The sequence below is a fragment of the Pseudomonas sp. Q11 genome (genome assembly GCF_024494355.1).
In the GTDB taxonomy this organism is placed as follows: Bacteria; Pseudomonadota; Gammaproteobacteria; order Pseudomonadales; family Pseudomonadaceae; genus Aquipseudomonas; species Aquipseudomonas hefeiensis.
Genome location: NZ_JAKNQY010000003.1, coordinates 86839 through 111150 on the forward strand (window position 1 = coordinate 86839; position 24312 = coordinate 111150).

Consider the following 24312-nt stretch of genomic DNA (forward strand, 5'->3'; position numbering starts at 1 on the left):
TGCTACAGAATGCCTGACACAGCTTTCTCAGGCTTTTATTGCAAAGTGTGTTGCTCGATGAATTCCATCGGCTGCAGCCCTTCGCGACTGACCAGTCGATTGAGCTCCGCCCGAGGCAGGCGAACCGCCAGCAGGCAGATGCCTTCTTCGTCGTGTTCTTCTTTCTGCACCGCTCCGAGCTCAAAGAACTGGGCCCGCAGCCGGGCAAAACGTTGCGGCAACTTCAGCGTGCCGACAAACAGGTCGTTGCCCAACAGCTCCGCCACGGCCTGCTTGAGCAGATCCAGACCAGAACCGTCGCGGGCCGACAGCCAGACCCGCTGCGGCTTGCCATCGGCATCGCGCTGGATCTGCGGGTCCACGCCTTCGAGCAAATCGAGTTTGTTGTATACCTCGAGGATCGGCAAGTCCTGGGCGCCGATCTCGCCCAGCACCACCATGACCTGCTCGATCTGCAGCATCCGGTCCGGCTCGGCGGCATCGATCACGTGCAGCAGCAGGTCGGAGTTGCTCGACTCTTCGAGCGTAGCCCGAAAAGCCTCGACCAGCTTATGCGGCAGGTGCCGAATGAAGCCCACGGTGTCGGCCAGCACAATCGGCCCGAGGTCGTCCAGATCGAGCCGGCGCAGGGTCGGATCGAGCGTGGCGAACAACTGGTCGGCGGCGTAGACGTCGGATTGGGTCACGTTATTGAACAGCGTCGATTTACCGGCGTTGGTATAACCCACCAGTGAAACCGTCGGGATATCAGCACGCTTGCGGCCGCGTCGTGATTGCTCACGCTGGCTGCGGACCTTTTCCAGGCGCCCCTTGATCTGGCGCAGGCGAACCCGCAGCAGACGCCGGTCGGTTTCCAGCTGGGTCTCACCCGGACCGCGCAGACCGATACCGCCCTTCTGCCGCTCAAGGTGGGTCCAGCCACGAACCAGCCGCGTACTCATGTGTTCAAGCTGGGCCAGTTCGACCTGGAGCTTGCCTTCATGGGTACGGGCGCGTTGGGCGAAGATGTCGAGAATCAGCCCTGTGCGGTCGATCACGCGACACTCGAACACACGTTCAAGGTTACGTTCCTGACTTGGCGTGAGGATGTGATTGAAAATCACCAGGTCGACCTGCTCGGTTTTGACCAGGTCGCGCAATTCCTCGACCTTGCCGCTGCCAATCAGGTATTTGGCGGTTGGCCGATGACGCGGCACGTTAAAAAACGCGACGGTCTCGGCGCCGGCCGAAAGTGCCAATTCCTGAAACTCCTGCGGATCTTCGCGCGCCTCAGGGTCTTGTCCATCCAAGTGAACGAGAATGGCCCGCTCACCCCCACCGTGGCGCTCAAAGAACAAAGGAGACTCCTATCAAGCGTTACCCGGTTCAGCATCACCCGCTTCGGATTCGGTTGCGCTAGGCAGACGAATCGCTCGGACGGGCACTACTGTCGAGATCGCGTGCTTGTAGACCATCTGGCTGACGGTGTTCTTCAGAAGGATGACGAACTGGTCGAAAGACTCGATCTGGCCTTGCAGTTTGATCCCGTTGACCAGATAGATGGACACCCCAACTTTCTCTTTACGTAAAGTGTTCAAGTAAGGGTCTTGTAGCGAATGCCCTTTTGACATGTGCCGCACTCCTTTAAGGATCAATAATTAAAATCGGAATCAGATGGCTTGGGCCGTCACACCCCCAAGGATAGACGGCAATTGCAAGGACTCAGCTCAATATGGAGATGGTCCCAAGGTATTTCAAGGCGCGTGGCAGATTGTCGCAATCGAGACTGTCAAGCCAGTGCAAGTCAGTCCAGCTGCGCAGCCAGGTGAACTGGCGTTTCGCCAATTGGCGCGTGGCAATGATTCCACGCTCCTGCATCTCGGCTGACGTCAGCTTGCCGTCCAGATAGTCCCAGACTTGTCGATAACCCACCGCACGTATAGACGGCAACCCGGCATGCAGGTCACTTCGCTCACGCAGGGCTACGACCTCGTCTATGAATCCCTGTTCCAACATTAATGTGAATCTTTGTTCAATTCGCCGATGCAGCACTTGCCGGTTCGCCGGAGCGATGGCCAGATTGGCGACAGTATAGGGCAATTGTTGCATTCCCGAAGCGGCTGCTTCAGTACTTTGCGCAGATTGTCGCTGTCTCAGAGCGGTCATGCTCTGACCGCTGACCCGATAAACCTCCAGCGCCCGACTGAGCCGCTGCGGGTCGTTGGGGTGAATACGCGCTGCCGACTCCGGGTCGATGACCGCCAATTGTTGGTGCAAAGCTTGCCAGCCAAGGCGCGCAGCCTCTTCTTCGATCTGCGCGCGCACGCTGGGGTCGGCTGCCGGCATGTCTGCCAGCCCCTCGACCAGGGCCTTGTAATACAGCATCGTGCCGCCCACCAGCAGCGGAATCTTGCCCCTGGCGGTGATTTCGGCCATGGCCTGAAGGGCATCACGACGAAAGTCCGCCGCCGAGTAAGCCTCGGCCGGGTCCAGGATGTCGATCAGTCGGTGCGGGAACTCGGCCAGCAGCTCTTTTGACGGTTTTGCGGTGCCAATGTCCATGCTCCGGTAGACCAGGGCCGAATCGACGCTGATCAGCTCGCAGGGCAGCACCTTGCTCAATTCAATGGCCAGGTCGGTCTTGCCGGCGGCGGTTGGCCCCATCAGAAAGATCGCAGGTGGTAACTGGCTCATCAACGACCGCGCAGGAACAGTTTGTCCAGGTCGTCCAGGCCCAATTGGGTCCAGGTCGGCCGGCCATGGTTGCATTGGCCGCTGCGCTCGGTGTTTTCCATGTCGCGCAGCAGGCCGTTCATTTCCGGCAAGGCCAGGCGCCGGTTGGCGCGGATTGCGCCGTGGCAGGCCATGGTGCCGAGCAATTCGTTCAGGTGCGCCTGGATCCGGTCGCTGGTGCCGTACTCCATCAGGTCCGCCAGCACGTCGCTGACCAGTCGATTGGCCTCGGCCTGCTTCAACAGGGCCGGGATTTGCCGGATTGCCAGGGTTTCCGGGCCCAGGCGCTGCAGCTCAAAACCCAGGCGCTGGAACCAGGATACGTGTTCTTCGGCGCAGTCGGCCTCACGCTGGCTGACCGCCAGGGACTCGGGCACCAATAGCGGTTGCCCGCTGAGGCCTTCGCTGGCCATGGCGATCTTCAGCCGTTCGTACATGATCCGCTCATGGGCGGCGTGCATGTCCACCAGGACCAGGCCCTGGGCATTTTCCGAGAGGATATAAATACCTTTGAGCTGCGCCAGGGCGTAACCCAGCGGCGGGATATCCCCTTGGCCGTCCGGCAAAGCCGCCGCACCGGTTTCGGGCAAGGGTTTGAAAAACTCACGATAAGCCGCCTGGGCTTCGGCCGCCGGAACATTCGATTGCGCACGCGGGGTGTATTGGTACTGATAGCCGCTGCCCGCGCCGGTCCCTGCGGCATTGTAGGACGGTTGGGGCTGGGGTTGCTCCAACAGTGCATTGGCGGCCAGGCGCATTTCGCCCTGGGGTCCGAATTCGCCCGCCTCCAGCCCCGTTGGCCGGACCATGCCGGCCACTGCCGCCGGTGCCGCCAGTTGATCCTCGGGACGCACATCGCCCAAGGCGCGGTGCAAGGTGCCATAGAGGAAATCGTGCACCATGCGCCCGTCACGAAAGCGCACTTCATGCTTGGTCGGGTGCACGTTGACGTCCACCACCGCGGGGTCGACTTCGAAAAACAGCACGAAGGTCGGATGCCGGCCGTTGAACAATACGTCGCGATAGGCCTGGCGCACCGCGTGGGCCACCAGTTTGTCGCGCACCGCCCGCCCGTTTACGTAGAAGTACTGCAGGTCCGCCTGACTGCGAGAAAAAGTCGGCAGCCCGACCCAACCCCAGAGGTGCAGGCCATTGCGCTCCACTTCGATGGGCAGAGCCTGTTCCAGGAACCCGGCACCGCACACCGCGCCGACGCGTCGCGCCCGGGCCGCATCATCATGGGCCTCGTGCAGGCTGAGGATGGTCTTGCCGTTGTGGCGCAAATGGAACGCCACGTCAAAACGCGCCAGGGCCAGGCGCTTGATGACTTCCTGCAAATGATCGAATTCAGTCTTCTCGGCCTTGAGAAACTTGCGTCGGGCCGGGGTATTGAAGAACAGGTCGCGCACTTCCACCGAGGTGCCCACCGGATGGGCCGCAGGCTGGACGCGGGACGCCATGTCCCGGCCTTCGGTTTCGACCTGCCAGGCCTGGTCGGCTTCACGGGTACGGGAGGTGAGTGTCAGGCGCGACACCGAACTGATGGAGGCCAGTGCCTCGCCACGGAACCCCAGGCTCATGACCCGCTCGAGGTCTTCCAGGTCGCGGATCTTGCTGGTGGCGTGGCGCGCCAGGGCCAATGGCAGGTCGTCGGCAGGGATGCCGCCACCGTCATCGCGCACTCGCAGCAGCTTGACGCCGCCCTGCTCGATATCCACATCGATGCGTTTGGCCCCGGAGTCGAGACTGTTCTCCAGCAACTCCTTGATGACCGACGCCGGACGCTCGACCACCTCACCGGCGGCGATCTGGTTCGCCAGCCGGGGGCTGAGCAGTTCGATGCGGGCGTTGCTGCCGGTCAGTTCATCGCTCATTGCTTGACCACCACTTCGTTGCCGGGAATGGTCAGGGTCTGGCCGATCTTGAGGTCGTCGCTCTTAAGATGATTGGCACTGCGCAGGGACGCGGGCGACACCTGATAGCGCACCGCGATCATTGCCAGGGTTTCGCCAGGATTGACCCGATGGTCCCGTGGCCCCTGGGCGATCTTGCCGGAGTCTCGCAGCCAGGCGATGTAGGTGCCCGGTGGCGGGTTCTGCTGGAAGAACTGGCGCACGCCGCTGCTGATGGACCGGGCCAGGGCCTGTTGATGACTGGAGGATGTCAGCTTCGAGGCTTCGTTGGCATTGGAGATGAACCCGGTTTCCACCAGGATCGATGGGATATCCGGCGACTTGAGCACCATGAACCCTGCCTGTTCGACGCGCCGCTTGTGCAGCGGCGTGACGCGCCCAATGTTGCTCAAGACTTTTTGGCCGACGTTAAGGCTGGACGTCAGCGAGGCCGTCATCGACAGATCGAGCAGCACGCCGGCAAGCATGCGGTCCTTGTCATCGAGGCTGACGTTGCCGGCGCCGCCAATCAGGTCGGAACGGTTTTCGCTGTCAGCCAGCCAACGGGCGGTCTCGGAGGTGGCACCCCGGTCGGACAGGGCAAACACCGAAGCCCCGAACGCGGCTTTTGAAGGGGCGGCGTCGGCATGGATCGAAACGAACAGGTCCGCGCCCTTCTTGCGGGCGATTTCGGTACGGCCACGCAACGGGATGAAGTAGTCGCCGGTACGGGTCAACTCGGCGCGAAAGCCTTTCATGCCGTTGACCTGGCGCTGCAACTCACGGGCGATGGACAGCACCACGTCTTTTTCACGTTGCCCGCGCGAGCCCGAGGCGCCAGGGTCCTCGCCACCGTGACCGGCATCGATCACGACGATGATGTCGCGCTTGCCGGAAGGCATCGGCGGTAGCTTGAGAGCAGGCTCAGTTGGCGTGACCGGCACCGCCGGCACTGTGGCGACTTTGGTCGGGGGTGGAGGCGGTGGCGCGGCATCGGCCGGGTTGTCGAACAGATCCACCACCAGCCGGTTGCCGTACTGGGCGTTGGGCGTCAGGGTGAAGCTTTTCGGGGTCACGGCCTTTTTCAGGTCGATGACGACCCGCAGGTCAGTCGGCGTGCGCTGAGCCGAGCGAATGGCCGTGATCGGCGTGTTGGCAGTGGCTGCAGTCAGCGGCGCCCCCAGGGACGCGCCATTGATGTCGATCACCAGGCGATCCGGAGCGGTCAGGGTGAATACGCTGTGCTGCACCGGCCCCGTCAGGTCGAACACCAGTCGAGTGTTGTCCGGCGCCCGCCACAGACGAACGCTGCTGACCTTCGTCTGAGCCACAGCATCGACGGCCAGTGCCGTAAGCAACATTCCTACGACAGCAACCACCGCGCGAAAGCGCATACCAAACCCCATCATCAATTAGTTTCCAATGCCAAAGCGGCACACCACGACTCGCCGCGCGAGCCTTGCGGCGTCAGTATCAACGAACGCCCGCCGTTCTGCGCGCCAATGGTAATGGTCAGGTCAGGCTTTGGCAAAAAGCCTGCACCCTGCTGGGGCCATTCGATCAGACACAAGGCGTCATCTTCGAAGTAATCGCGGATACCGAGGAATTCCAATTCTTCAGGATCCACCAGTCGATACAGGTCGAAATGGAAGGCACGAATGTCGCCGATCTCGTAGGGCTCAACCAACGTGAACGTAGGGCTTTTCACTGCGCCGATGTGTCCCAAGCCACGAATAATGCCGCGGGACAGGGTGGTTTTTCCCGCGCCGAGGTCGCCCTCCAGAAAAATCAGACCATGGCCTGCCGTGGTACGCGCAATGCGCGCGCCGAATTCCGTCATGGCTTGTTCGTCCGCCACGTACAGGGTTACTTCAGACACGGTGAATGCTCCTCCAACAACTGACGAATGGCCGGGATCAGATCGGTCGCCGCCAACCCCCGGCCCGACTGACCGGCTTGCACACCGGCATTGGCATGCAACCACACTCCCAGGCAGGCGGCATCGAAGCCCTCCATGCCTTGGGCGAGCAACGCGCCGACCACCCCGGCCAGCACATCCCCGAGGCCTGCCGTAGCCATGGCCGGATGGCCCTGACTGCAAACCGACAGGCGACCGTCCGCACTGGCAATCAGACTGCCAGCGCCCTTGAGAATCACCGTGGCCGCGTATTTTTTGCTCAAGGCGTGGGCTGCCGCCGGACGATCAGCCTGCACCTGGGCCGTGGAGATACCCAGAAGCCGCGCCGCCTCGCCCGGATGAGGGGTGATCACACAGTGCTCGGGCAAACTGACCGCGCCACTGCTCAGCAGGTTCAGCGCATCGGCATCCCACACCTGGGGCAGCGATGTGTTGGCCGCCGCCGACAATAGGCTACGCCCCCACGCAGCCTGGCCCAGGCCCGGACCAACCACCAACACCGTGGCCTGCTCAATCAACCCCATCAATTGGTTGGCCGAGTGGGTGCCCTGCACCATGACTTCGGGTAAACGCGTCAGCGCAGCGGACACATGCTCATTGCGAGTGGCCATGGACACCATCCCCGCGCCGCAACGCAGGGCACTTTCGGCGCTCATCTGGATGGCGCCGCCAAAACCTCGGTCGCCGCCGATCAACAGGACATGCCCGAACTTGCCTTTGTGGGATGCGCGCGCACGAGGCGTCAGGGACGGCAGATTATGGGGCAGCAGAAGCCGGGCCGTGACCGGCGCTAACTCAATGATGTCCGGATCGGCATGCAGGTCGTTGAACATCAGCTCGCCGACCCGATCCGCCGCGTCGCCGGTGAACAGGCCCAGTTTCAGGCCGATGAACGTCACCGTCAGGTCTGCCGCCACTGCCGTACCCAACACCCGCCCCGTGTTGGCACACAGCCCCGAAGGGATATCCACCGCAGCCACTGGCAGGCCACTGACATTGATGGTGTCGATTGCCCGGACATAAGGCTCGCGTACTTCGCCACTCAGTCCGGTGCCGAGCAAGGCATCAAGCAGCACGCCGCGCAAGTCGGACTCGTCCGACCATGGTTCCACCGGCACACCCACCGCCACCGCCTCGGCGTGGGCATTAGCGGCATCCCCCTGCAAACGCCGGGGCTCGCCCACCGTCAGCACCCGCACTGACCAACCGGCGCGTCGGGCCAGGGTCGCCACCAGATAACCATCGCCGGCGTTGTTGCCATGCCCGGCCAGCACGGTCAGCTCCCTGGCGTCCGGCCAGCGCCGGACAATGGCCCGCCAGGTGGCGCGGGCCGCACGCTGCATCAACTCGAAGCCGGTAGTGCCAGCCGCGATCAGCCGGGCGTCGAGGTCCCGGACCTGTGCGGCACTGTACAGCGCGTCGGGAAAATCATCTTTAGTGTGCGGCATGCGTCTTCAGGCTCCGATGTCTGGCAGAATTATACGCATCTCAGCTCCGGTTTCTCTCGCCTCATGCCTGTCATTCCCATAGATCTCCCCGCCCTCGCCCAATCCATCAAGGATTGGGGCCGCGAGCTGGGTTTCCAGCAGGTCGGCATCAGCGGCCTGGACCTGGCCGAGCATGAGCACCACCTGCAACGCTGGCTCGACGCCGGCTACCATGGCGAAATGCAATACATGGGCGCCCACGGCAGCAAACGCTCGCACCCCGAGGAACTGGTGCCGGGCACATTGCGCGTGGTTTCCCTGCGCATGGACTACCTCCCGGGTGACACGCAAATGGCGCAGAGGCTCGCCCAACCGGAAAAAGCCTACATCTCGCGTTATGCGTTGGGCCGCGATTACCACAAATTGATCCGTAAACGCGTGCAACAACTGGCAGAAAAAATCCAGGCGGCCATCGGCCCCTTCGGCTATCGCGCCTTCGTCGACAGCGCGCCGGTGCTGGAAAAAGCCATCGCCGAACAGGCCGGACTGGGCTGGATCGGTAAAAACACCCTGGTATTGAACCGCAAGGCCGGTAGCTATTTCTTCCTGAGCGAGCTGTTCGTCGACCTGCCGCTACCGGCGGACCCGCCCCACGCCAGCGAACACTGCGGAAAATGCACGGCGTGCCTGGACATCTGCCCTACGAATGCCTTCGTCGGCCCCTACGTCCTGGATGCCCGACGCTGCATTTCCTACCTCACCATCGAACTCAAAAGCGCCATCCCCGAAGAACTGCGGCCGTTGATCGGCAATCGGGTGTTCGGTTGCGATGACTGCCAGATCGTCTGCCCGTGGAACCGCTTCGCCCGGCCGTCCGGAGAAAGCGACTTCAAACCGCGACACAACCTGGACAATGCAGGGTTGGCCGAGCTGTTCATGTGGGACGAGGAAAAATTTCTCAGCAGTACCGAAGGATCGCCCCTGCGCCGCGCCGGGTACGAAAGCTGGCTGCGCAACCTGGCGGTGGGGTTGGGGAATGCGCCGTCAACCATCCCGGTCTTGCAAGCGCTTGAAGCGCGGCGCGATTACCCATCGGAACTGGTGCGCGAGCATGTCGAGTGGGCGTTGCGCCAACACGCCGAGCGTCAGACCTCGTCGTTGTAGACGAACTTCGGCATTTCCCAATGAAAGCGGATCGCCAGGAGCCGCAACAGGAAACCGCCGAACAGAGTGATAAGGATTGCCTGTTCACTCGGCAACTGCAGATAGACACACAGCATGTAGCACCACGCCGCGGCAAACGAGACGCTGGCGTAGAGCTCGCGGCGGAAGATCAGCGGGATGTCGTTGCAGAAAATGTCCCGCAAGATGCCACCGAAAACCCCCGTAATCACTCCACTGACCGAAGCCACGAGCATGCCGTGGCCCATTTCCAGGGCGGTCATGCAGCCGATCAAGGTGAACGCCACCAGACCCACGGCGTCGAGCACCAGGAACAACGAGCGCAAATGGCGCATCCAGCGCGCCAGGATCACCGTCAGCATCGCCGCTGCGGTGGTCAGCACCAGGTATTCCGGGTGCTTGACCCAGGTGAGCGGGTAATGACCGAGCAGCACATCGCGCACTGAGCCACCCCCCAACGCGGTGACGCAGGCGATCAGCACCACGCCGAACCAGTCCATGCCACGACGCCCGGCAGACAAGGCACCGGTCATCGCTTCAGCAGTGATGGCGATCAGATAAAGCATCAGCAACATGATGGCGGTCCTTGCAGGAAGGCGCGCAGTCTAGCCATTTCGGGCAGGCACCAAAAGAGGGCAGCTCCGACATGTCCAACACAATCCCAGTGGCGAGGAGATTTGTGGGAGCAAGGCTTGCCCGCGATGATGGCGGTACGGCCCTACAGAAACCGAGTCGCCTGTTTCGCGAGCAAGCTTTGCTCCCACAAGCTTTGCCCCCACTCCCCGCTCGCCACAAGAGCGCCGTGCGCTTCAATCAGAACTTGATGAAATGCTTGCGGTAATGCTGCAACTCGGCGATGGACTCGCGGATGTCGTCCAGGGCCAGGTGGCTACCACCCTTCTGGAAGCTGTCACGCACCTCTGGAGCCCAGCGGGCGGCCAGTTCCTTGAGGGTGGAGACGTCCAGGTTGCGGTAGTGGAAGTAGCTTTCCAGGGATTTCATGTGGGTATAGAGGAAGCGCCGATCCTGGCAGATGCTGTTGCCGCAGATCGGTGACTTGCCCTTTGGCACCCACTGCTCCAGGAAGGCGATGGTCTGGGCTTCGGCCTCAGCCATGCTGATTTTGCTCTCGCGCACCCGCTGGGTCAGCCCGGAGCCGCCGTGCTGGCGGGTGTTCCATTCGTCCATGCCGGCCAGGATTTCGTCGCTGTGATGGATCGCGATCACTGGGCCTTCGGCCAGGGTGTTGAGGTCACTGTCGGTGACGATGGTGGCCATTTCGATGATGACGTCGGTGTCCGGGTTCAGACCGGTCATTTCCAGGTCGATCCAGATCAGGTTCTGCGGGTTTTGCATGGGGGAGCTCCTCGGCGTAGCTGCGCAGTTTAGCTTAGGCTTTGAACGAAAAGTGCCTGCGCGACGATCATGCTGCGTTGAAAACAGACTCGGAATGCTCATTGGCAACCAGTCAACTCCGCTTCCTCGCCTGTTTTCGCCTTGCCTGATCGCCGCTCGGCGACTTTTCGTTCAAACCCGAGGCGGGCCCTTGGGCGTGCTAAACTCGCCGCCGTTTTACCTAATCGCTGCATTCTTCATACGGAACACCCATGGCCAAACGCCAACTCAATCGTCGTCAAAACTGGCGCATCGAAAAGATCCAGGGCGAGCGCGCCGCCCGCGCCGCCAAACGCGAATCCAGCGCGGTGCAAGCGCTGGAGGGCGGCGACCTGGGCCCTGAACAGACAGGCCTGGTGATCGCGCACTTCGGTGTACAGGTCGAGGTCGAGGCCCGTGAAGGCGAATTGGCCGGCCAGGTATTCCGCTGCCATCTGCGAGCCAACCTGCCGGCCCTGGTCACCGGCGACCAAGTGGTCTGGCGTGCCGGCAACCAAGGCATCGGCGTGATCGTGGCACAACTGCCGCGCCACACCGAGCTGTGCCGCCCGGACAGCCGAGGCCAGCTCAAGCCGGTAGCGGCCAACGTCGACATGATCGTCATCGTCTTCGCCCCGCTGCCCGAGCCCCACGCCAACCTGATCGACCGTTATCTGGTGGCAGCCGAACACGCCGGGATCCGCCCATTGTTGCTGCTCAACAAATTCGACCTGATCGACGAGCACAACGCCCCGGCGCTGAACGCCTTGCTCTCGGTCTATCGGCAATTGGGCTACCCGGTGCTAGAGGTTTCGGCTCACCACGGCGACGGCATGGAGAAATTGCAGGAACAACTGGACGGACGCATCAGCGTATTCGTCGGCCAGTCTGGTGTCGGCAAGTCGTCGCTGGTCAACAGCCTGCTGCCGGAAGTCGAGACTCGCGTCGGGCCGTTGTCCGAGCTGTCCGGCCAGGGCACTCACACCACCACCACTGCGCGGTTGTTCCACTTCCCCGGCGGCGGTGAACTGATCGACTCGCCGGGCATCCGCGAATTTGGCCTGGGCCATGTCAGCCGAGCCGATGTGGAGGCGGGGTTCATTGAGTTCAACGACCTGATCGGCACCTGCCGCTTCCGCGACTGCAAGCACGACCGCGAACCCGGTTGCGCCCTGCTCAAGGCGCTGGAAGACGGTCGTGTGCAACAGCAACGGATGAACAGCTACCGCTCGATCATCGCCAGCTTGCCGGAAAGCAGTTACTGACCTGAAAGAAAGGTAAGCCGGACACAGTTGTGGCGAGGGGATTTATCCCCGCTGGGGCGCGAAGCGCCCCCCCTTTTTATTCAACCCCGAATATCAGATGAAAAAAAGAGGGGCTGCTTCGCAGCCCAACGGGGATAAATCCCCTCGCCACAGGTTTGCGCTCGCCAGTCAGGTCACTGCGCAGGCGGCTCCGCCGGTTTCGGCGCGAGATCATCGAACAGGTTCAGACGCTCGCGCACCTCATGGGCCGGAACAGGCTGCTGGTCCGCCGGCAATGCGTTGGGATCAGCCGCCGCACCTGGCGTTGCCGGCACTTCACCTGGCGCGCCATCGCCTTGGGCCGGGTCCGGCGCCGGATCATCAGTTTGCGAACCTTCGATGGCTTTCTGGGCCTTTTTGGTCAATACCACGATATCGATACGCCGGTTGACCGGGTTGAACGGGTCTTTGCGATCGAACAGTGCCGAGGAGGCATAACCGACCACCCGCGCCACCTGCTCGTCCGGATAACTGCCGGCCACCAGGGCCCGACGCGCCGCGTTGGCGCGATTGGCGGAAAGCTCCCAGTTACCGAAATCGCCCTTGCCGATGAAGGGCTTGGCATCGGTATGACCACTGATGCTGATCTTGTTCGGCACCGCTTTGATGGTGTCGGCCATGGCCAGCAGAATATCTTCGAAGTAAGGTTTCAGGCGCGCGCTGCCAGAGTCGAACATCGGACGGTTCTCGGCGTCCATGATCTGGATACGCAAGCCGTTGGGGGTGATTTCGAACAGGATCTGGTCCTTGAACTTCTGTAGTTCAGGGTTCTCTTCGACTTTGTTCTGCAACTCTTGCAGCAACAACTCCAGACGCTCGCGCTCGACCTCCTCGGCCATGCCTTCGGCCTGATCGGCGTCCACCTTGATCTGGTCGGGCTGGGGCTGGGACTCGACTTCAGGGTTGAGGGTATTTTCCGGCGCAAGGGTCGGCGAACCGCCGAGGTCGATAATGTAGGGCGTGCCGCTTTCGGAAAAACCCACCGGATCCTTGAAGTAACCGGCAATGGCGATTTTCTGCTCCGGGGTGGCGGTGGATAGCAGCCACAGCACCAGGAAGAACGCCATCATCGCCGTCGCGAAGTCGGCGAAGGCGATTTTCCAGGAGCCTCCGTGATGCCCGGCAGCTAAGCGCCTGACGCGCTTGATAATGATCGGCTGGTTATTCTCCATGACTTAACGACCGCGAACCGCTTGTTCTAACTCGGCGAAGCTTGGACGGTGCGCCGGGTACAGGACCTTGCGACCGAACTCCACAGCAAGCGATGGCGGCATGCCCGACGCCGAGGCCACGAGCGAGGCCTTGATGGCTTCGTAGACGTTGAGTTCTTCTTTGGCGTCATGGGCCAGGGAATGGGCCAGCGGGCCGAAGAAACCGTACGCGGCGAGAATACCGAAGAACGTACCTACCAGTGCCGCACCGACGTGCAAGCCGATGGATGCCTGGTCGCCTTCCCCCAGGGAAGCCATGGTGACGACAATCCCCAATACCGCCGCGACGATACCGAAACCGGGCATGGCGTCGGCGATACCGTTGACGGCGTGAGACGGGTGCTCCAGGTCTTCCTTGAGGCTGTACAGTTCCATGTCGAACAGGCCTTCGAGCTCATGGGGAGCCATGTTGCCGGACGACATGATGCGCAGGTAGTCACAGACGAACGCCGTCATGCGATCGTCCTTGAGCACGGAGGGGTACTTGGCGAAGATCGGGCTGGACGCCGCGTCTTCGATATCCCCTTCGATCGCCATCATGCCTTCGCGGCGGCTCTTGTTGAGGATCTCGTAGATCAGCCCCAGCACCTCAAGGTAGAAGGTGTGGCTGAAACGCGAGCCGAACATGCTCAAGGATTTCTTGAGCACGTGCAGCGTCATGTAGCCGGGGTTGGCCTGCAAAAATGCGCCAAGGGCCGCACCGCCGATGATCAGCACCTCAAAGGGCTGGACCAGGGCGGCAATCTTGCCATGGGAAAGCACGTATCCGCCCAGAACGCTCGCGAACACGACAATGATGCCGATAATTTTAGCCATAGATAGAAAGTACTTATTTAAGTCGGGTTCAAGGTCATATTCGGAAGCTGAAAAATCTCTTCTTCTACTTATCGGCAAAACTGCGCCAGACTATAGCCAGTTCAGGCGAAAAGCCAATTTGCCCCGTTCCGGGCGTAGATACTTCCTATGATGATCGCGTCCAGCCATGGCTAACGAAACGAAGGTTCCAACTCCACGACCGACCACGCTCGAAGGCTGGGTAAAGCTGCTCGAGGGCGTCCATCTGCCGGTGCCCCAGGCCAGTCATGACCTGGTCTGCAAAGCCATTGCCGACAGCCGCCGGTCCCTGCGTGACATCGCCGAGCTGATCCAGGACAGCCCCGCCCTGGCGCTAAGCGTCATCCGTGAAGCCAACCATCACACCCATGGCAACTTCGCGGAACCGGCAGAAAACCTCGAAGTGGCCATCAACCGCCTCGGCCTCAAGCGCACCGAAGAGTTGCTCGCGCGCCTACCCTCGTTGCCAGAGCAGCAAATACCTGTCGCCCTGCGCCAGCTGCAACTGATCAGCCAGCACGCAACGCAACAGGCCAATGGTTTTTTTGCCAGCCGCCTGGCGCGGCTGTGGCAAGACATCCACTGGGGCAGCCTGTTGTTTCTGTCCCCGCTCTGGCCGCTGGCCCTGACTCATCCAGGATTGCTGGGGGAGTGGGAGTTGCGGGTTGTCCACAAAGGCCAGTCAGCGAGCAAGGTGGAGCGCGAACTGTTCGGCGTCGGCCTGCTGAAAATCTGCCTGGCACTGGTGGAGGCCTGGCGCCTGCCGGTCTGGGTGGCGCAGGGCTATCGCCTGCTGCTCAACGAACGTCGCGAACTGGTGCAAGTACTGCGTATAGCCCGCGATAGCGAACACCCACTGCGCCAGCAGAATCGCCTGGACGATGACCCGACCCTGCGGCGCTGGCTCAATCAGCCGGCCAACACTGTGTTGCTGGCCAATGGCCTGGCACTTTCAGCACAACAGGCGTGGGATGGCCCTCACAGTACCCGCTGGCAATATCTCACTAGTTTGTATCTGCAAATGTCCATGGATGACGTCCAGCAGCAATTGCACCAGCAAGCCGTCAACAGCGCCCGTCATAACACCCTGTCAGGCCTCTGGCATCCGGCCGTGGCGTTGATCTGGCCCCGGGGCAGCCGGCGCGTCCACCCGGGGCTGCTGCCAGCTGCCCCGCCCAGCGCCGAAGACCTGACCCAGTGGCGCAAGCAATGCGCCGAACTGCTGGTAGAACCGAGCCCGTTCAGCAACGCCATGCACCTGACCACATTGGCCCGGGATGCACTGGTGGCATGCGGCATGCGCAGGGTGATGATTCTGATGGCCGACCGCAGCCAGACCAGCCTGCGCGTGCATCAGATCGCCGGCCTGCCCAAAGAAGCGGCGGCCATGAGTTTTTCCATCAGCCAAAGCAAGGTGTTGCAACGGTTGCAGGCCCAACAGGCCCAGGTGCGCCTGAACCCGGACAACAACGCCCAGTTTTCGGCATTGCTGCCGCCGGGCCTGCGCAGCCTGTTCCGCGGCGAACACCTGCTGCTTCGCTCACTGACCTGCAACGGCCGGGTGATCATGCTGGTGGCGGTGGACCAGGGCGGCGGGCCGTTCTCGGACGTGACGGTGCAGGCCTTCGGCAAAACCGTGCAGTGTATCGAACGCGCCTTGCACAGCTTTACCAACCGCGGTCGCTGATCTTGATACAATCCTTTCCCTTTGCGCCTCTGGAGACCTCACATGCCTGACTTCTCTGGCTTGCCGCTGGTGATCGAGCCGAGCGACCTGCTCTCGCGCCTCGACGCCCGCGAACTGATTCTGGTGGACCTGACCAGCGCAGCCCGCTATAGCACCGGGCACATCCCTGGCGCACGTTTTGTCGACCCCAAGCGCACCCAACTGGGCCAGCCCCCGGCGCCGGGCCTGTTGCCGGCAAAAGCCGATCTTGAGGCACTGTTCGGTGAACTCGGGCATAACCCGGATGCGGTCTACGTGGTCTATGACGATGAAGGTGGTGGCTGGGCCGGACGTTTTATCTGGCTGCTGGATGTGATCGGCCATTCGAACTACCACTACCTCGACGGCGGCTTGCTGTCGTGGCTGGACGAGGGCCTGCCGGTCTCCACTGAAGTGCCGGCGCCCGGCGCAGGCCCGGTGAGCCTGACCCTGCATGATGAACCCACCGCCACCCGCGAATACCTGCAAAGCCGCCTCGGTGCCGCTGACCTGGCGATCTGGGACGCACGCGGACCGCTGGAATATTCCGGCGAGAAAGTCGTAGCGGCCCGAGGCGGGCATATTCCCGGCGCGATCAACTTCGAATGGACCGCCGGCATGGATCAGGCGCGCAACCTGCGCATCCGCAACGACATGCCGCAGATCCTCGAACAGTTGGGCATCACGCCTGACAAAGAAATCATCACCCACTGCCAGACCCACCACCGCTCTGGCTTCACCTATCTGGTGGCCAAGGCACTCGGTTATCCGCGAGTCAAAGGCTATGCCGGTTCCTGGGGCGAATGGGGCAACCACCCCGACACCCCCATCGAGCTCTGAAGGTTCCTAAGGACAGTTAATGAAAAACCGTTTGTTCATCCTCAGCCAATACCTGCTCCCTCACCACCTGCTGTCTCGCCTGGCCGGCTGCATTGCCGAATGCCGCGTGCGCTGGTTCAAGAATGCCTTCACCCAGTGGTTCGCCAAACGTTATCAGGTGGACATGTCCCAGGCGCTGGTCGAAGACCTCACCGCCTACGAGCATTTCAATGCGTTCTTCACTCGAGCGCTGAAAGAAGGCGCCCGCCCACTGGACCAAACGCCAGGTGCGGTCCTCAGCCCCGCGGACGGTTCCGTCAGCCAACTCGGCCCGATTGAGCACGGACGGGTATTCCAGGCCAAGGGCCACAGCTTCAGTGTGCTGGAACTGCTGGGCGGCGACGCGGCCAACGCAGCGCCGTTCATGGGCGGTGATTTCGCCACCATCTACCTGTCACCCAAGGACTACCACCGCGTGCACATGCCGCTGGCCGGCACCCTGCGGGAAATGGTCTACATTCCGGGACGAATTTTCTCGGTGAACCAGACCACCGCCGAAAACGTTCCGGAGCTGTTCGCCCGTAACGAGCGCGTGGCGTGCATTTTCGACACCGAGCGCGGCCCCATGGCCGTGGTGCTGGTGGGCGCGATGATCGTTGCCTCCATCGAAACCGTCTGGGCCGGGCTGGTGACTCCGCCCAAGCGCGAGCTGAAAACTTTCCGTTACGACGAAACCGCCCGCGCGCCGATCCATCTGGAGAAAGGTGCCGAACTGGGCCGCTTCAAACTGGGATCGACCGCCATCGTGCTGTTCGGCCCGGATCAGGTGAAATGGGTCGAAGACCTGGTGGCAGGTTCGCCTGTGCAGATGGGCCAGGGATTGGCATTGCCTCAGCTTGATTGACGGCTCGACTGGATGGAGCCGCCATCTCGCGAGCGAGACGTTCAATGCTCCGAATTATCTGACGAAGCTATTATCTATTACCCCTGGAAAACAGGCATGAAGAGTTCGGCTGTTCTAAGATACACATTGTTCATTTTAACGATCGGATTCACTGCACACCTAACTGGGTTACTTTTCATCGTTGACGGGAGCACTTACACGACCATATCCAATCTTGGTCTTTTCCTGCCTGCTTTGATTTTATGTATTGGCGACACAGACCTGCGCAGAAGCCTTATCCAAAAACGGTATCGACCCGTTCTGCTACTGCTTGTCTTTTCTATACTCATGGCCTTGCTAAACCCCCACGCAACGACGTCCGCTTTCATACAGTTCAAAACCGTGTTGTATATTGCCCTGTACCTGGGCACGATTCATATATTGAACAGGGAGGGGCTACTTGAAAAATGTCTCACCCTTACCTTTGTAGTGGCGGGACTCTTTGCCATTGCGGGCTTGCTGATCCACTCGATGCAACACGGACAGAACATCCTGTTCAGTGGCAAGCGGTTATTCAGCTTGGGGTATGGCGATTACGCAAATTTCAAGAACCCTATCATTGCCGCTCTATATTTTGGCTTTTTTGGTATCTACGGTTTTCACCTACTGCTGACCAAAACCTTCGGTTTGTGGTCCAGGGTTTTATTCTCGGTATGCGTACTGGGCTTATCGATGTATCTGTTTAGCACCCTCTCCAGGGCTGTCTGGCTTGGATACGGCATGGCCGCCTGTACTACCATTCTTTTCCATCATAATTCCAGATCAAGGAAATGGCTGTACCTGGCAGGTATGGTTTTTCTCGTTCTGGCGGCATGGTTGTGGCCCATACTGGTTCAGCAGCAAAGCCGTGGCTTCAGCCTGCGGGACGATATATGGGCCGGTTGGCTGAACCGCTTTGGAGATTTCTGGATATTCGGCGCGGGAGCAGGTCGTGATTTTGACTTCTGCATTGCCGGGACAGCCTGCTTCAACCAGGCACACAACTTGCTCCTTCAGTTTTTTTATGAATTTGGGGTCATAGGTGCTGCGCTGATGCTTCTAACCATTTTTTACGCCTTCAAATACTCTCTGGACAAGAGCGCCTGGAAGCTTCCCATGGGCTCGATTGGTCTGCCTCTACTCTTATTTGGTATTACCGCCGCCCTGTTTGACTATCACACCGTATTCAACAGACCGGGTGTTTATTGGATTGTCTTCTGGTTGCCTATCGGAATAGTTCTCTCCCAAACGACCCTTCCTAATGTCCCGCACAAAGAGACGGCTCATGCTCATTGATATTTTTCGGTCAGCCAAGCGCTACTGGCACATCGAAATTCTGGGCGGCCTGGATAAACCGTTCAGATGGAGGCGGCTTTTCCAGAAGTGCCAGAGGATCAATAGATACCGTTATTTATTCTGGTTTCGCCTCGGCTATGCCATGCATCAGCAAGACAGTAAATTCTGGAAACGACGTGGCAAACTGCTCAACGAACGAATAAGCCGCCAATTCAATGTCGAGATCATGCTGGGGGCCAGTATCGGGGAAGGACTTTGGATTGCACATCCGAACGGAATAGTCATTACGTCCCATGCCGTTATCGGGAAAGACTTCAGGATCTGGCAAAACTGCACACTTGGTATCAAGGGACAAAGCGAATCCGCAACCTTGCGCATTGGTGACGGAGTGAGGGTACACGCACACGCCTGCATTATTTCTGACGATCTGGTGCTGGGCGACAATGTCATTATTGGCGCCGGTGCTTTCGTCAACAAGAGCGTCCCGTCCGACCACATGTACATCACCAGGAGCGTAGGCGAAATAAAGCGATACGATCCTCAATCAATGGGCCGCCTGCAAAAACGGACGAAAAAGCGGGAGGAATAGGCGCTACCGCCCTTCGATTGCACCTATGGCAAATGAGCGATAAGTGGCGCCGCCCGAGCAAGACAATGAGCGTCGATAACACACGTTCTTTCGCCCACAGCTGCTAGAGTTGGAAACATCCCCTTCATTTCCCGCCGGAGCCCATCCACGGCATGAATGAGACCAGCCCTCTCCAGTTATCGCGCGTTCTGACACCGACACAGTCGCGCCTGTCGTTCTGCGACGCAACGCCGCGGGACCTCAAGCGCTGGATCGCCAACCTGCCCAAGGCCAACATCGGCGAAACCGCACGTCTGTTGTACCAGGCCCTTGGTGAACTCAACCAGTTGCTCACGCCCAGCGATAATCGCCTGCAACTGCTCGAATTGCTGCGGCCCGAGGTGTATTACGTCTGCAAACACCTGGAGCGGCATTTTCTGCAACAGGCCATCGTCCTGGATGAGCGCTCGCGCAAAATCGTCAACCTTTGCCAGGCCCTGCAAACCCAATTGGCCATGGGTTACAAACAGATCGTCGCGCGTATTTCGCCGAAATACACCAAAGACCGCGCCCGCCTGCTGAGCACCGCGCTGCAACGCGCGATGCATGCCCTGGACGGCACGCTGCTGCGTGTCAGCCAGTTGTATAGCCCGGTACCTGAAGGACTGTGGCTTGATTTGCATCAGCTATATCGAATCGCCTGCCACCATCGACTGCAATACCTCAGCGTCAGCGATGAACTGGCCAGCCAGGTTCACCAACTGAGTGCCGAGCAAACCTACGTCGTCGCCCTGCTGCTGGGCGCCTCACGCAGCAATCAACTGCGCCAGGGCCAGATTGCGCGGCTCGCCGAGGCGCTGGAATCCTGGAGTCAGAGGGCCACGCTGGACCCGGCAGTCACCGCCACGAGCCTGTTCGCCGTCTCACCGCAGTTGGATGTCGGGCCGCGCTATCGCTCCAAGTTCAGGGCCGAGCAACAATCAAGCTTGCTGGGGTTCGATCCGCAGCCGCTGGTGCGTGCCATTGCCACTCACCTGGAACAACCTGCCGATCACACCCTGCCAGTGCCTGGCGCAATGAGCGCCGACACCTTGCATCACCTGCAAGCCGCCTGGGGCGAAGCGGTCGAACGCAGCTTCCAGCGCACAGAGGGCAACGGTACGCTGACGCTCTGCGTGGGCATGAGTGCATTGCACTATTACCTCGGTGGCGAACGCTCTTTCAGCGAAATCCTGAAGGACTCCGCAACGCGCAAGGCCCGGTTCGAAGCCTCACCGAGCAAGACCAACGACACCTGGAGCCAGGCCTTCGACGCCGCTCCGACCGGTGACATTGATCTGTTGCCCTATGAAGAAATCGAGTACCCGGTCAATCCGGCCGATGACGACAGTGCCAGCTCCGACAACCGGCATCACTTTGCGACCTACGACCTGCCCATCATCAACCACAGCCCAGGAGGTTACTGCCTCGGCTGGCCGAAAGAGGTACCCGAGCAACTGCAGGCCGGGGAAATGGTCGGCATTCGCGACACCAACGATCAGGCCTGGAGCATCGCCGTGGTGCGCTGGATCAGGCAGGTGCGCAGTGGCGCCATGCAAATGGGCATCGAACTGGTCGCCCCCCATGCCCAGCCTTGCGGGTTGCAACTGGTGCGAGAGAAGGATGAGCATGGCCACTACCTGCGAGGGTTGTTGCTGCCCGAGATCAGCGCCATTGACCTGCCGCCCACCATGATTGCTCCCCGCCTGCCGTTCCAGGAAGGCCAGCAGGTGCTGATCAATACCAACGGCCAGGAACGCCGCGCCAGCCTGGACCGACGGGTGACCAGCACGCACAGCTTCAACCAGTTTGCTTATCGCCAGGAAGACTCAACCGCCGCCGAGGATGGCAGCGAGCAAGAAGGGAATTTTGATTCGTTGTGGAAGTCGCTGTAGGAGCTGCCGAGCGAAGCGAGGCTGCGATCTTTCCAAGACCCATTGAGCCTCCAGCGAAAGATCAAGATCAAGATCAAAAGATCGCAGCCTTCGGCAGCTCCTACACAGGTAAGTGTCGGCCTTAAAGCTGCCCGTCACGATCCCTGAAGCCCAGCAGATACAACACCCCATCCAACCCCAAGGTAGAGATCGCCTGCCGGGCCGACTGCTTGACCAACGGCTTGGCCCGGAACGCCACGCCCAGGCCCGCGATCGCCAGCATAGGCAAGTCGTTGGCACCGTCGCCCACGGCAATGGTCTGCTCCAGGCGCAAGCCTTCCTTCTCGGCCAGTTCGCGCAATAGATCCGCCTTGCGCCGGGCATCGACGATCGGTTCGACGGCCACGCCAGTGACCTTGCCATCCACTACTTCCAGTTCATTGGCGAACACGTAGTCGATGCCGAGTTTGGCCTGCAATTGCTTGGCGAAGTAAGTGAAACCACCGGACAGGATCGCGGTTTTGTAGCCCAAACGCTTGAGTTCGGCGAACAGGGTTTCGGCGCCTTCGGTCAGGCGCAGCGAAGCTCCAATGGAGTCCAGCACGCTGACGTCCAGCCCCTTGAGCAGCGCCAGGCGCTCCTTGAAGCTGGCGCGAAAATCCAGCTCGCCGGCCATGGCTCGCTCAGTGATGGCCGACACCTTATCACCCACGCCGGCCGCCTTGGCCAGCTCATCAATGACCTCGGCTTCGATCAGCGTCGAATCCATGTCGAACACGGCCAGACGGCGGTTACGCCGAAACAGTGAGTCTTCCTGGAACGCGATGTCGACGTTCAGCTCCTGGGCCACGCTGAGGAATTCGGCACGCAGCGCCTGGGGATCGGCCGGCTCACCGCGCACGGAGAACTCGATGCAGCCCTTGCCCTGGTCATCCGGCGTATCCAGCGGCATGCGCCCGGACAACCGATCGATGTGGTCGATATTCAGGTCGTATTTGGCAGTGATCGAACTGACCCGCTGCAATTGCTCGGCGGTGACCTTGCGGGTCAACAGGGTCACGATGTGGCGAGTCTTGCCCTGGCCGCTCACCCAGTGCTGGTAATCGGCTTCGGACACCGGGGTGAAACGCACCTGCTGGTCGAGCTTGTAGGCGGTGAACAGGATGTCCTTGAGCACCGACTTGCTCTGTTCGGCGTCGGGGATTTCAACCAGGATGCCGAACGACAATGTGTCGTGAATCACCGCCTGACCAATGTCGAGAATGTTCACACCACCCTGGGCCAGAACGCCGGTAATGGCCGCAGTCAGACCCGGACGGTCACTGCCAGTGATGTTTATCAGGACGATTTCGCGCAAGGCGCACCCCCGCAGGTGGAAAAAAACCGCATTCTACCCACTTTCAGTGACCATCGGGCACCGTCGGTGCTTTGCCGGTCATGGGGCTGTCGCTATACTGCGCGTCAATTTCACGGACAAAGAGCCGAGCTCAGTGAACCGGCCCACGCCAGTCAAAACCGACAATTTCTTTCTGCTGATCTTCCGTGCACTGCGCCACCGTCGCGTGCCGATTGCATTACGCATTGCCAGCCATAATGTGATCCTGGTCGCCCTGGCCCTGGTGATCTATGCCTGCGTGATGGGCCTGCAGTTCAAGCAGGCAATGCACGAGCAGGCTGATGCCCTGGGCGAGAGCCTGACCACGCAGACCGCCACCTCCGCCACCGAGCTACTGGTGTCCAACGACATCCTCAGCCTCAACGTGCTGCTCAACAACCTCACCAAGAACAAACTGGTGGCGCACGCCGCCATCTATAGCGTGGACAACCGCATCCTCGCCGAAGCCGGCCAGCGCCCCAAGCCGGGCCTGCTGGGCGAATCCGGCGGCATGTACCAAAGCAAGATCACCTTCCAAGACGTGACCGCCGGGCAACTGCGCATCAGCCTGGACATGGACCAGTTCCAGCAACCGATGACCATCAGCCTGCAAAGCATGGGCATCCTCAGCGCGATATTGCTGGCGCTGGCACTGGCACTGAGTCTGCGCCTGGGACGACACATTTCTACGCCGCTGCTGCAATTGCGTGTCTGGTTGCGGGATATCGACGAACACACCCCAGCCACCCAGCGTCAAGACGAAATAGGCGATCTGGCCCGGCAACTGCACGCCAGCTTCGCGCCGGAACCTGAGCCCGTGCCAGAGCCTGAGGACATCGACTACATTGACGACGACGAAGCCGAGCCCGGTTTCGAAGTGCGTAACCTGCGTGACCCGGACTTCGACGAAAGCCAACCTGTCCCCGCTTCCAAACCCGCTCTACGCCGCGTGGTACGCACGGTGGAGGACGATGAAGACGACGATGCTTTCGCCGATCTGCGTGACGATTCAATTGCCGATGAGCCGCAATCGGTCGCCAGACCTGTCGCCTCGGACCTGCCACAACACAGCGCCGTACTCGCCGTGCAACTAGGCGCCCAGGACCAACTGCGCCGCCTGCCCCAGGCACGCCTGAAGGAACTGCTTGAGCGCTACCGCGACTGCCTCGACCAGGCTGCATCGCTTTATCAGGGCCAATTGCACACCCTGAACGATGGCAGCACGCTGATGCTGTTCCACACCGAAGACAGCGGTGATGACTACCTTACCAATGCCATTTGCTGCGGCGAGTTGCTCCGAGCCCTCGGCCACCAGTTGCAGATCGAAGTCGCCGACAGCGGCATCACCCTGCAATTGCAATTGGGCCTGACCTTGGGCGACGGGCTGTTCGGCCTGAGCCAGATCGACCTGCTGCTGACCGAAACCGCCCAGGACGCTCTAGCCTTGTCGCAGCACAGCCGCAACCTGCTGCTGGTGGAGCGCAAGATCAACGACGACGCCCTGATCCGCCAGCGCGCCCGCATCCGCCCAATCGCCAGCCCGGAAGGCGCATGCTGCGTCGAGAGGCTGATGGAGCCTTATCCGTCGATGCTGGAGCGACAACTGGCGCGGATGCATGAGCGCCAGGCTTGAGCCTCAGCACCTGAAATGACGAAGCCCGCAGATGAGTGATTGTCTGCGGGCTTTTTTGTGGCCTTCGTCTACCTCATCGCGAGCAGGCTCTCTCCCACACTGGATCTGTGGCTAGCAGAGGTCCCTGTGGGAGCGAGCCTGCTCGCGATGAGGCCGGCATAGACACCCGAGACTGCAACCCACAGAAACAACAAAGCCCGCATCAACGCGGGCTTTGTTTTGCATCC

21 protein-coding genes are annotated in these 24312 nt (G+C 60.8%); 9 read left to right on the forward strand and 12 right to left on the reverse strand.

Translation table 11 applies throughout. The features are described 5' to 3' along the window. Positions 1–35 precede the first annotated feature (35 nt). The 7 genes from hflX to MA884_RS04655 all read right to left on the reverse strand — a co-directional run bounded on the left by hflX (position 36) and on the right by MA884_RS04655 (position 7970). Positions 36–1337, reverse strand: a complete 1302-nt coding sequence (gene hflX, locus MA884_RS04625) for a ribosome rescue GTPase HflX (protein ID WP_256229266.1) — start codon at positions 1335–1337, stop codon at positions 36–38. 12 nt (positions 1338–1349) lie between these two features. Further along, the gene (hfq, locus tag MA884_RS04630) at positions 1350–1610 is read right to left on the reverse strand and encodes an RNA chaperone Hfq (RefSeq protein WP_214913595.1); all 261 of its coding nucleotides are present in this window, start codon (positions 1608–1610) and stop codon (positions 1350–1352) included. A gap of 91 nt (positions 1611–1701) precedes the next feature. Next, positions 1702–2673 (reverse strand): tRNA (adenosine(37)-N6)-dimethylallyltransferase MiaA, encoded by a 972-nt coding sequence (miaA, locus tag MA884_RS04635; RefSeq protein ID WP_256229267.1) that lies wholly within the window; start codon positions 2671–2673, stop codon positions 1702–1704. Then, positions 2673–4586, reverse strand: coding sequence for a DNA mismatch repair endonuclease MutL (gene mutL, locus MA884_RS04640; protein WP_256229268.1), 1914 nt, complete (start codon positions 4584–4586; stop codon positions 2673–2675). The genes miaA and mutL overlap by 1 nt, the downstream gene beginning before the upstream one ends. After that, a complete protein-coding gene (locus MA884_RS04645) occupies positions 4583–6013 on the reverse strand; it encodes an N-acetylmuramoyl-L-alanine amidase (protein ID WP_305518417.1) in 1431 nt (476 codons plus the stop codon). Before MA884_RS04645 ends, mutL begins: the two co-directional genes overlap by 4 nt. Then, positions 6013–6483 (reverse strand): tRNA (adenosine(37)-N6)-threonylcarbamoyltransferase complex ATPase subunit type 1 TsaE, encoded by a 471-nt coding sequence (tsaE, locus tag MA884_RS04650; protein WP_256229270.1) that lies wholly within the window; start codon positions 6481–6483, stop codon positions 6013–6015. Before tsaE ends, MA884_RS04645 begins: the two co-directional genes overlap by 1 nt. Beyond that, positions 6471–7970 (reverse strand): NAD(P)H-hydrate dehydratase, encoded by a 1500-nt coding sequence (locus MA884_RS04655; RefSeq protein WP_256229271.1) that lies wholly within the window; start codon positions 7968–7970, stop codon positions 6471–6473. Before MA884_RS04655 ends, tsaE begins: the two co-directional genes overlap by 13 nt. A gap of 63 nt (positions 7971–8033) precedes the next feature. On the opposite strand from MA884_RS04655, the gene queG reads away from it, so the two are divergent. After that, positions 8034–9113, forward strand: a complete 1080-nt coding sequence (gene queG, locus MA884_RS04660; RefSeq protein ID WP_256229273.1) for a tRNA epoxyqueuosine(34) reductase QueG — start codon at positions 8034–8036, stop codon at positions 9111–9113. On the opposite strand, the gene MA884_RS04665 is transcribed toward queG, so the two are convergent. Continuing rightward, the gene (locus MA884_RS04665; protein WP_186656755.1) at positions 9095–9709 is read right to left on the reverse strand and encodes a trimeric intracellular cation channel family protein; all 615 of its coding nucleotides are present in this window, start codon (positions 9707–9709) and stop codon (positions 9095–9097) included. The two genes, queG and MA884_RS04665, sit on opposite strands and share 19 nt — an antisense overlap. Before the next feature lie 235 nt (positions 9710–9944). Then, complete coding sequence (gene orn / locus MA884_RS04670; protein ID WP_024780809.1) at positions 9945–10487, reverse strand: oligoribonuclease; 543 nt, start codon at positions 10485–10487, stop codon at positions 9945–9947. 251 nt (positions 10488–10738) lie between these two features. On the opposite strand from orn, the gene rsgA reads away from it, so the two are divergent. After that, positions 10739–11770, forward strand: coding sequence for a small ribosomal subunit biogenesis GTPase RsgA (rsgA, locus tag MA884_RS04675; protein ID WP_092395734.1), 1032 nt, complete (start codon positions 10739–10741; stop codon positions 11768–11770). A 173-nt stretch (positions 11771–11943) separates the two neighbouring features. On the opposite strand, the gene motB is transcribed toward rsgA, so the two are convergent. Next, the gene (gene motB / locus MA884_RS04680) at positions 11944–12981 is read right to left on the reverse strand and encodes a flagellar motor protein MotB (protein WP_256229275.1); all 1038 of its coding nucleotides are present in this window, start codon (positions 12979–12981) and stop codon (positions 11944–11946) included. Between the two features lie 3 nt (positions 12982–12984). Beyond that, on the reverse strand, positions 12985–13836 hold the full coding sequence (motA, locus tag MA884_RS04685) for a flagellar motor stator protein MotA (RefSeq protein WP_256229276.1): 852 nt from the start codon (positions 13834–13836) through the stop codon (positions 12985–12987). 166 nt (positions 13837–14002) lie between these two features. Here motA and MA884_RS04690 point away from each other — a divergent pair, with 166 nt between their 5' ends. From MA884_RS04690 to MA884_RS04715, 6 genes are all read left to right on the forward strand, one after another. Continuing rightward, positions 14003–15541 (forward strand): HDOD domain-containing protein, encoded by a 1539-nt coding sequence (locus MA884_RS04690; protein WP_256229277.1) that lies wholly within the window; start codon positions 14003–14005, stop codon positions 15539–15541. Positions 15542–15583: 42 nt separating this feature from the next. Continuing rightward, on the forward strand, positions 15584–16399 hold the full coding sequence (gene rhdA / locus MA884_RS04695; protein ID WP_256229278.1) for a thiosulfate sulfurtransferase: 816 nt from the start codon (positions 15584–15586) through the stop codon (positions 16397–16399). Between the two features lie 19 nt (positions 16400–16418). Continuing rightward, a complete protein-coding gene (gene asd / locus MA884_RS04700) occupies positions 16419–17282 on the forward strand; it encodes an archaetidylserine decarboxylase (protein WP_256229279.1) in 864 nt (287 codons plus the stop codon). Positions 17283–17378: 96 nt separating this feature from the next. Next, positions 17379–18596: an O-antigen ligase gene (locus MA884_RS04705; RefSeq protein ID WP_256229281.1), complete on the forward strand. Its 1218-nt coding sequence runs from the start codon at positions 17379–17381 to the stop codon at positions 18594–18596. Beyond that, the gene (locus tag MA884_RS04710) at positions 18586–19185 is read left to right on the forward strand and encodes a serine acetyltransferase (protein WP_256229282.1); all 600 of its coding nucleotides are present in this window, start codon (positions 18586–18588) and stop codon (positions 19183–19185) included. Before MA884_RS04705 ends, MA884_RS04710 begins: the two co-directional genes overlap by 11 nt. Positions 19186–19337: 152 nt before the next feature. Beyond that, positions 19338–21098, forward strand: coding sequence for a molecular chaperone (locus tag MA884_RS04715; RefSeq protein WP_256229283.1), 1761 nt, complete (start codon positions 19338–19340; stop codon positions 21096–21098). Positions 21099–21219: 121 nt separating this feature from the next. Here MA884_RS04715 and serB read toward each other — a convergent pair whose 3' ends face one another. Continuing rightward, the gene (serB, locus tag MA884_RS04720; RefSeq protein ID WP_256229285.1) at positions 21220–22434 is read right to left on the reverse strand and encodes a phosphoserine phosphatase SerB; all 1215 of its coding nucleotides are present in this window, start codon (positions 22432–22434) and stop codon (positions 21220–21222) included. Between the two features lie 133 nt (positions 22435–22567). Here serB and MA884_RS04725 point away from each other — a divergent pair, with 133 nt between their 5' ends. After that, the gene (locus tag MA884_RS04725) at positions 22568–24085 is read left to right on the forward strand and encodes an AhpA/YtjB family protein (protein ID WP_256229286.1); all 1518 of its coding nucleotides are present in this window, start codon (positions 22568–22570) and stop codon (positions 24083–24085) included. Positions 24086–24312: the final 227 nt, after the last annotated feature.

Excerpts from the sequence above, each read along its gene's own strand:
- hfq (WP_214913595.1), bottom strand. The coding sequence starts at position 1,610 with ATGTCAAAAGGGCATTCGCTACAAGACCCTTACTTGAACACTTTACGT.
- miaA (WP_256229267.1), bottom strand. The coding sequence starts at position 2,673 with ATGAGCCAGTTACCACCTGCGATCTTTCTGATGGGGCCAACCGCCGCC.
- mutL (WP_256229268.1), bottom strand. The coding sequence starts at position 4,586 with ATGAGCGATGAACTGACCGGCAGCAACGCCCGCATCGAACTGCTCAGC.
- MA884_RS04645 (WP_305518417.1), bottom strand. The coding sequence starts at position 6,013 with ATGATGGGGTTTGGTATGCGCTTTCGCGCGGTGGTTGCTGTCGTAGGA.
- MA884_RS04655 (WP_256229271.1), bottom strand. The coding sequence starts at position 7,970 with ATGCCGCACACTAAAGATGATTTTCCCGACGCGCTGTACAGTGCCGCA.
- queG (WP_256229273.1), top strand. The coding sequence starts at position 8,034 with ATGCCTGTCATTCCCATAGATCTCCCCGCCCTCGCCCAATCCATCAAG.
- orn (WP_024780809.1), bottom strand. The coding sequence starts at position 10,487 with ATGCAAAACCCGCAGAACCTGATCTGGATCGACCTGGAAATGACCGGT.
- rsgA (WP_092395734.1), top strand. The coding sequence starts at position 10,739 with ATGGCCAAACGCCAACTCAATCGTCGTCAAAACTGGCGCATCGAAAAG.
- motB (WP_256229275.1), bottom strand. The coding sequence starts at position 12,981 with ATGGAGAATAACCAGCCGATCATTATCAAGCGCGTCAGGCGCTTAGCT.
- motA (WP_256229276.1), bottom strand. The coding sequence starts at position 13,836 with ATGGCTAAAATTATCGGCATCATTGTCGTGTTCGCGAGCGTTCTGGGC.
- MA884_RS04690 (WP_256229277.1), top strand. The coding sequence starts at position 14,003 with ATGGCTAACGAAACGAAGGTTCCAACTCCACGACCGACCACGCTCGAA.
- rhdA (WP_256229278.1), top strand. The coding sequence starts at position 15,584 with ATGCCTGACTTCTCTGGCTTGCCGCTGGTGATCGAGCCGAGCGACCTG.
- asd (WP_256229279.1), top strand. The coding sequence starts at position 16,419 with ATGAAAAACCGTTTGTTCATCCTCAGCCAATACCTGCTCCCTCACCAC.
- MA884_RS04705 (WP_256229281.1), top strand. The coding sequence starts at position 17,379 with ATGAAGAGTTCGGCTGTTCTAAGATACACATTGTTCATTTTAACGATC.
- MA884_RS04710 (WP_256229282.1), top strand. The coding sequence starts at position 18,586 with ATGCTCATTGATATTTTTCGGTCAGCCAAGCGCTACTGGCACATCGAA.
- MA884_RS04715 (WP_256229283.1), top strand. The coding sequence starts at position 19,338 with ATGAATGAGACCAGCCCTCTCCAGTTATCGCGCGTTCTGACACCGACA.